Below are 5,249 nucleotides of genomic sequence, written 5' to 3'. Positions count from 1 at the left end.
CATAACTTCCGCATTCCTCCCGACACTGACCCTACGGGTACAGTGCGGGGCTCCTGCGATTTCTAGCTGATCCGCCCATTTCTTTCATGGCATCGAAGAATCGAAGAGTTTGCTTCTTGCGCCTTCAAGACAAAGACTGCACCCCTGCCGATAGATGCGGGTTTTGGCTGCGGGGCTCTGGATAGGTGGGAAACTCTCGGTCAATAGCGTAAACGGCTCAATTCCCGTCGCAGTCAGGATCGGGATGACAGGATTTGAACCTGCGGCCCTCTGCTCCCAAAGCAGATGCGCTACCAAGCTGCGCTACATCCCGGCTTAGCTTTTGTGATTATGCCAGATCCCCGCCTCTGATGCACACCCAAGCAGGGATCCCTCCCTCAAGGCAACAAGGGAAACAAACATTTGTCCAGGTCAGGACTTGAGCATCTTGGCCGGCATGACAATGAGGGTATTCCCCTGTCGCTCCACCACGTAGAGCTCCTGCCCGGCTTGGATTTCCAGGTTGGGGATGCTGCACTTGGCGTTCCAGGTGGAACCCAGATAAGAAACCCGCCCCCGTTCGCCCGGCGGAATGGTGGTGACTGCCCGCGCCTCCCGAGATTCTTCTATCTGAACCGACCCATGGGGCACCAGACGGCGACTGAGGATGATCAACACCACCGATGCCCCAATCCAGGCGGCAAATTGCACCCAGATTGGCAAACCCAAATAGGCCAAAAGCCCTGCCAAGAGCGCCGCCAACCCCACCGAGCCGGCAACCAATTCTGGCAAAAACAATTCGGCAGAAATGAGGACTAACCCGATGACGATCCAAGGCCAAACCATAGAATCCAGGGATCCCACCAAATTCAGTATGGCTCAAAACCCCTGGATCCTCAGCAGGGATCCCTTGTCCTTAGGGAGACTGGTTGGGGCTTACCCGCCCAAGCGGTAATTTTCCAAAAACTGCAGGGGATCCATCTCTTCCTGAGGGGAGCTTTTGGGTAGGTTCTTGGATTCGGCGATCCGCATCAAGGTCTCCCAGTCGGTGCTCATGACAAAGGCCACGGCTTGGCGAGCCGCCTCTCGGTGGGGGCAGTCCTCTCCCAAGACACAGCCATCTCGACAGAGGGTGGCGCAATCGTGCGCAGTGCTCCTGGGATCCGGGCCAGCCATGATGTCTTCCTCTCGGTGGGTTTCACATTTTCTTTAGGATACCTGAAGAGAATCTTGCGCTTGCAGGAGATTTTGGGCAGCGCGGGTAGCTTAGATGAGGAAATGAGGCGACAAGACCTGTTCAAGCAAGAGGAGCCTTATGGAGTTTTCGCAATTGCAAGCGCTGGTGGACCGAGCGCTGGAAGACAAGAAGCTCACCCGCACAGAGGTGGATCAAATCGTCAACGCCATCCGGTCGGACGGCAAAATCTCCCCCGAAGAGATAGGCTTGCTGGAGTCCATTCGCGAAATGGTGCTCCGTCGGGAGATTCAGGTGGTGGAAACGGCAGATTAAGGGGCAGGGATCCCCAAGTAGAGGGTGACTTCGCTGCGGTTGTGAAACAGGTGGCGGGCCCTCACCAAGGGGAAGGCACTACCCAAAATCTCCAGACTTTGCCGCAGCACCCGCAGGCGGTGTTGGTGGGGTAGCTTCAGGGTCATCACAGCTCTCCCCTGTGGCTCCAGATGGGGAGCAAAAGCCACCATCAGGTGGGCGGAAGCCGGGCCATCCATGCGCATGTCGTTGAGGATGAGGTGAAACCGGCCTGGGCCACGGGCCAAGTAGGCTTGGGCGCTGAGGCGATGGTGGCAGATCCCCGGATCTTGGCTGAGGCGCTCGTCCAAGTCCCCCGGATCCACTGCCGTGACCTGCTGGCCATATAGACGCAAAATGCGCGACCATCCCCCCGGTGCTGCCCCCAGATCCAGAGCCTGTCCCCCCGGCACCAAGGGAATCTGAAACACCTGGATGGCCTCCAGCAGCTTAAACTCGGAGCGGCTGATTTGCTCTGGATCCCGCCGAAAGCGATGGATCCCACCGGCCCAGTTGGAGAGGTTCTGGGCAGCCAAGGATAGGCCCAGCCAAGCGCGAATGCCCATCGGTTGAGCCAGGATCACCACCGAGATCACCTGCTGGGGGTCTTTGACCTGCAGGGGGGATCCCACCGCTGCCATCACCTGTTCGGCCAGGGTTTCATTGACCTGGAAGGGCTTGAGAGCCGGCTCTCCAAACAGGCGCGTCTGAACCGAAAAGCTGAGGGCGGGGTCAATGGCTGCCAACATTTCCCCATCAAGGCGCAATTCAACTAAGGATCCCTCGGCCAGCCGCCGTTCTTGGTGAATGGGGCAGATGTGGCGTAAAAAAATGGGCGGGTCAGCTTGCCAAGCCTCAGCCAGGTCAGCAAATGAGCGTTGGCTGCACACCCATACCAAGCCGGGTGCTTCCTTTAGCCGCTGCACGGCAGCCTCTGGATCCGCAGCTTCTATCTCCCGGATCGCCAAATCCAGAAAATCTGGGTCAGCACTGCCCAGCCATGTATGGGTATCAGGGGGGAGAGGATTGCTCAACGGGCTCGCTGCCAACGCACGTAGGGTAAAGAAGCGGCTACTTGCTGAATCTGGGCTTGGGCGGCCAGCAGTTGTCCTGTGGCGTCCCAGGTGCCCTGCACCAGCATTTGCCAGGCTCCCTGGGGGATCTCCACAGCAGCGGTATTTGCCTCCCAGCGCACCTGTTTGTTGGGCAGATCCAGCGTCAACTGGAGCTGGGGATTTTCCGCCACCGCCTTCTGCAGGGCTTGAATCACAGCCGGGGGTGCCGTAACACAAGGGATCCCTAGGGCCAAGCAGTTGCCGAAGAAAATCTCGGCAAAGCTTTCACCGATGAGAGCGCGGATCCCCCATTTGGCCAGCGCTTGGGGGGCATGCTCCCGGCTGGAGCCACAGCCAAAATTGGCATTGACCACGAGGATCTGGGCTCCCTGGTACTGGGGTTGATCGAAGGGGTGTTGGCCGGGATCCTGGGCGCGGTCGTCGGCAAACACGTGCTGGCCCAAGCCGTCGAAGGTGACGCACTTCAAAAAGCGGGCCGGGATAATCCGATCGGTGTCGATGTCGTTGCCCAGCAGGGGGATCCCTCGGCCTGTGACGGTCAAAACTTCGCTTGACATGGGAACTTGATGAATTCTCCCAGAGAGGACTTCAGGGTATCGCAACGTTCGGCAAAACCCTGCCCAACGGCAAAGGAAAGCCGGCAAAAGGGGAAGGCTCAGCTCGGCTACCGGCGGTAAACCTGATTTTCCAAATTGCGCACCTGCCGCTCCAGCCGATCCAGCCGCCCCCGCAGCTCGTCCATTTCCGATTGGCGGGGCACGCCCAGATCCTGCAGGACGTTGCGCACCTGCCGCTGAACGTAGGATTCAAAGTTACTCTGCTCGGCCTTCACCTGGTTGAGCAGGTTGTTGATGACATTGGATGCCTCTTCTGGGTTGAGCTGCCCCTTCTGCACCAAGTCGTCGGCAGCCTTTCTCAACTGTTCTGCCAGCAGAGTGGTTGTGCCCACGCCCATTAGCAAGAGCTGACGTAAGATACTGTTGTTGTCCAATGCTGCCCTCCAAAGGACGCTTCGCGAACGGTACGGGCCTCCATGACTACCCATTTTCCTCAGTTTGCCCTCAACTTCGCAACCGGCTCGGCCAGTTTCTCCCTTTCGCCTGAGGCGGCACAACAATGGCACAAGGCTCTGCAAATCCTCTTGGAGCGACTCAAGATCCGTTCCCGACAGCAGCCTCAGGAGCCGGTTGAGTTTCGTTACCCTACTGAAGATTTCAGCTTGGAGATGTTCTGCAACCCCAACATCTGGGCTGGCCCCCACGCAGCCAAGGTGCTGGTGACTCTGAAAACCAAGGTGCTGCGCCTTTCCACCGAAGTGGAGTTCTCTCGCCTTCAAGAAGACCTCAGCCAATATCTGGAGTCCCTAACATGAGCGAAGATGCCCATGCTGCGGGAGAGGAGCCCGCGGCCATTACGGTGACGCAACTGCTGGACGAGCCGTCAGAGGGGATCCCCGGCCAATTGGAAGTGGTTTCCCTCACTTGGCACGACCGCCAGCGATCCCGGCAACGGCTGGTGAGCGATCGGGGCACCGAGATCCAGCTGATGCTGCCCCGCGGCACCCATCTTCACGATGGGGATCTGCTCTATGCGGATGCGCAGCGACACATTCGGGTCAAAGCCCAACCCGAACCGGTGCTCTTGATTCAACCTGAAAACCCCATCCAGATGGGCCAAGTGATTCATCAACTGGGCAACTGGCACCGTCCGGCCCACGTTTCCCTCCAAGGACAGATCCTGGCGCTGGCCGATGATCCGCTGCAGGACTGGCTGGCCCACATGGGGATCCCGTTTCGGTTGGAGATGGCTGTCTTCGAGCCCAACCTGTTGGCCCACAGCCATTAACCTGAGCCTTTGCGAGCGCAAACCCGTCCCTCCGACTCATGGCCTAGGCTCCAGCCTCTGCTTCTCGGGTTGCCAACCGCGCTGCAAACTCTCGGTGTTCCTCCGACTCAATTCCCCTTTGCAGCACACCCAACACCTGCTGCATGTTGCCCGTCAGCAGCGCGTCCACGGCTAACCACAACCCCGGAAACACCCGACTGTACAAAACGCCCAACTCATTGGGCTGTTGCTGCACGTACTCTCCATTCTGGAAGACATACCAGCGAAAGGCTTGCTCTTGGGTTAGCCAGACCAGATATTCCCGCACGCCGTTGCGCCGGTAGGCCCGCAGCTTATCATGCAGGTCGTAGGAAGCTGTGCTGGCGGCAATCTCCACAATCAGCTCCGGTGCACCCTCAATGTAGTCATCCTCGCTAATGCGGGACTGTCCCCCACAAGATTCGTGCATCCGCAATATGGCATCTGGCTGCGGCTCATTGTCCAAGTCCAGGCGAACGGTTGGATTGCCCGCCGACTCAACCCCCGGCGTTGCTGCTTCATAAACTCCCAGCCAGGCCATGATGTGGCTGTGTGGTCTGCCATGTCGGCGATATCTGAGGGGAGATGCCACGTAAACAATTCCCTCAATCAGCTCGGCTTTTTTGAGCTGAGGCATGGCTTGATAGCGCCGTTCAAACTCATCGCGGGTGAGACGATCGCCGCTTTCTAAGATGGGCAGTTCACGGAAGGAAGGGCTACTGACGCTCATGACCAGCTGATACATTTACGCTGAACACTGCTGAACATCACTGTTCAACTATGCAGCGATAGCATTCTGTTTG

The 5,249-nt window shown here is 58.3% G+C and carries 9 protein-coding genes and 1 tRNA gene; 3 read left to right on the top strand and 7 right to left on the bottom strand.

What is annotated here, in order from left to right; translation table 11 throughout:
• Positions 1 to 239 precede the first annotated feature (239 nt).
• The 3 genes from NW839_RS11700 to NW839_RS11690 all read right to left on the bottom strand — a co-directional run bounded on the left by NW839_RS11700 (position 240) and on the right by NW839_RS11690 (position 1,155).
• Positions 240 to 313, bottom strand: a tRNA-Pro gene (locus tag NW839_RS11700).
• Between the two features lie 98 nt (positions 314 to 411).
• Entirely contained in the window at positions 412 to 825 is a 414-nt protein-coding gene (locus NW839_RS11695) for an NfeD family protein (RefSeq protein WP_414352193.1), read from the bottom strand.
• A 90-nt stretch (positions 826 to 915) separates the two neighbouring features.
• A complete protein-coding gene (locus tag NW839_RS11690; protein WP_011433611.1) occupies positions 916 to 1,155 on the bottom strand; it encodes a hypothetical protein in 240 nt (79 codons plus the stop codon).
• Between the two features lie 139 nt (positions 1,156 to 1,294).
• Between NW839_RS11690 and NW839_RS11685 the strand changes: the two genes are divergently transcribed.
• The gene (locus NW839_RS11685; protein WP_011433610.1) at positions 1,295 to 1,489 is read left to right on the top strand and encodes a hypothetical protein; all 195 of its coding nucleotides are present in this window, start codon (positions 1,295 to 1,297) and stop codon (positions 1,487 to 1,489) included.
• Here NW839_RS11685 and NW839_RS11680 read toward each other — a convergent pair.
• The 3 genes from NW839_RS11680 to NW839_RS11670 form a co-directional block, all read right to left on the bottom strand.
• Entirely contained in the window at positions 1,486 to 2,541 is a 1,056-nt protein-coding gene (locus NW839_RS11680) for an SAM-dependent methyltransferase (RefSeq protein WP_414352194.1), read from the bottom strand. The genes NW839_RS11685 and NW839_RS11680 overlap by 4 nt on opposite strands.
• Positions 2,538 to 3,140: a 3-isopropylmalate dehydratase small subunit gene (gene leuD / locus NW839_RS11675; protein WP_414342404.1), complete on the bottom strand. Its 603-nt coding sequence runs from the start codon at positions 3,138 to 3,140 to the stop codon at positions 2,538 to 2,540. The genes NW839_RS11680 and leuD overlap by 4 nt, the downstream gene beginning before the upstream one ends.
• A gap of 107 nt (positions 3,141 to 3,247) precedes the next feature.
• Positions 3,248 to 3,574, bottom strand: coding sequence for a phasin family protein (locus tag NW839_RS11670; RefSeq protein ID WP_011433607.1), 327 nt, complete (start codon positions 3,572 to 3,574; stop codon positions 3,248 to 3,250).
• Positions 3,575 to 3,616: 42 nt separating this feature from the next.
• Between NW839_RS11670 and NW839_RS11665 the strand changes: the two genes are divergently transcribed.
• Positions 3,617 to 3,955, top strand: coding sequence for a hypothetical protein (locus NW839_RS11665; RefSeq protein ID WP_011433606.1), 339 nt, complete (start codon positions 3,617 to 3,619; stop codon positions 3,953 to 3,955).
• Positions 3,952 to 4,428, top strand: a complete 477-nt coding sequence (locus NW839_RS11660; RefSeq protein WP_414352195.1) for an urease accessory protein UreE — start codon at positions 3,952 to 3,954, stop codon at positions 4,426 to 4,428. Before NW839_RS11665 ends, NW839_RS11660 begins: the two co-directional genes overlap by 4 nt.
• A 43-nt stretch (positions 4,429 to 4,471) precedes the next feature.
• Here NW839_RS11660 and NW839_RS11655 read toward each other — a convergent pair whose 3' ends face one another.
• Positions 4,472 to 5,191, bottom strand: coding sequence for a Uma2 family endonuclease (locus NW839_RS11655; RefSeq protein WP_414352196.1), 720 nt, complete (start codon positions 5,189 to 5,191; stop codon positions 4,472 to 4,474).
• Between the last annotated feature and the right edge of the window lie 58 nt (positions 5,192 to 5,249).

The organism is Synechococcus sp. R5-15, from assembly GCF_047462035.1.
Taxonomy (GTDB): domain Bacteria; phylum Cyanobacteriota; class Cyanobacteriia; order Thermostichales; family Thermostichaceae; genus Thermostichus.
Note: the sequence above shows the minus strand (reverse complement) of the source record. Positions and strands in the feature narration are given on the sequence as shown.

What these genes read in the sequence shown, in the direction of transcription:
- NW839_RS11695 (WP_414352193.1), bottom strand. Translation starts at nt 825, where the DNA reads ATGGTTTGGCCTTGGATCGTCATCGGGTTAGTCCTCATTTCTGCCGAA.
- NW839_RS11690 (WP_011433611.1), bottom strand. Translation starts at nt 1,155, where the DNA reads ATGGCTGGCCCGGATCCCAGGAGCACTGCGCACGATTGCGCCACCCTC.
- NW839_RS11685 (WP_011433610.1), top strand. Translation starts at nt 1,295, where the DNA reads ATGGAGTTTTCGCAATTGCAAGCGCTGGTGGACCGAGCGCTGGAAGAC.
- leuD (WP_414342404.1), bottom strand. Translation starts at nt 3,140, where the DNA reads ATGTCAAGCGAAGTTTTGACCGTCACAGGCCGAGGGATCCCCCTGCTG.
- NW839_RS11665 (WP_011433606.1), top strand. Translation starts at nt 3,617, where the DNA reads ATGACTACCCATTTTCCTCAGTTTGCCCTCAACTTCGCAACCGGCTCG.
- NW839_RS11660 (WP_414352195.1), top strand. Translation starts at nt 3,952, where the DNA reads ATGAGCGAAGATGCCCATGCTGCGGGAGAGGAGCCCGCGGCCATTACG.
- NW839_RS11655 (WP_414352196.1), bottom strand. Translation starts at nt 5,191, where the DNA reads ATGTATCAGCTGGTCATGAGCGTCAGTAGCCCTTCCTTCCGTGAACTG.